General features: G+C 69.2%; 1 protein-coding gene. It reads left to right on the top strand.

Annotated features, from left to right (window positions below; all coding sequences use genetic code 11):
- Window positions 1-1141: sugar porter family MFS transporter (locus tag ACZ5CR_RS46565; protein ID WP_468870108.1), on the top strand; the 1141-nt coding region annotated here is incomplete at both ends.

The raw sequence follows: 1141 nt of genomic DNA, 5'->3' as shown, positions 1-1141 counted from the left end.
ATGAAGGACGACCTCGGCCTGACGCCCTTCACCGAGGGCCTGGTCACCAGTTCGCTGCTGCTCGGCGCGGCGTTCGGCGCCATCATCGGCGGGCGGATGTCCGACGCGCGGGGCAGGCGCCGCACCATCCTGCTGCTCGCCATCGGCTTCTTCGCCGGCGCGCTCGGCTGCACGCTGGCGCCGACGACCGAGGTGATGGTCGTGGCGCGGTTCGTGCTCGGCCTCGCGGTCGGCGGCGCCTCGGTGACGGTGCCCGTCTATCTGGCGGAGATCTCACCGGCCGAGCGGCGCGGCGGGCTCGTCACGCGCAATGAACTCATGATCGTCAGCGGGCAGTTGATGGCCTTCACCTGCAACGCCGTGATCGCACGGGTGGGCGGTGAGTCCGGTGGCGTATGGCGCTGGATGCTGGTCATCGCGACGCTGCCCGCGGTGGTGCTGTGGTTCGGGATGCTGGTGATGCCGGAGAGCCCGCGCTGGCTGGCCTCCGAGGGCCGCTTCAAGGAAGCGTTCGCGGTCCTCCAGGAGGTACGTTCCCGGCAGCGGGCCGAGGCCGAGCTGAGCGAGGTCACCGCGCTCGCCGTCAAGGACGAGCAGGCCAAGGCGGGCGGCTGGGCGGACCTGAGGAACACGCCGTGGCTGCGCAGGCTGATGTGGGTGGCCTTCGGGATCGCCGTCGTCCAGCAGATCTCGGGCGTCAACACGATCATGTACTACGGCACCCAGATCCTGACCGACGCCGGGTTCGCCTCCGACAGCGCCCTCACCGCGAACATCGCCAACGGCGTCATCTCGGTGCTCGCCACCTTCGTGGGCATCTGGATGCTGGGCCGTGTGAACCGCCGTCCGATGCTGATGATGGGTCAGATCGGCACCACCACGGCCCTGTTGATGATCGGTGTCTTCTCCGTCGCGCTCCCGGCGGGCGACGGCCGCGCCTACGCGGTGCTCGCCATGACGGTGACGTTCCTCGCCTTCCAGCAGGGCGCGACCTCGCCGGTGACCTGGCTGATGCTGTCGGAGATCTTCCCGACGCGGATGCGCGGCTTCGGGATGGGCGTCGCGGCGGTGGTCCTGTGGCTGACCAACTTCGCCATCGGTCTCACCTTCCCTTCGCTGGTCTCCGGGATCGGCATCTCCA

It is taken from the genome of Streptomyces sp. NPDC031274 (assembly GCF_055570235.1).
The sequence above is the reverse complement of the archived record's forward strand: the minus strand, read 5'-3'. Positions and strand labels throughout refer to the sequence as shown.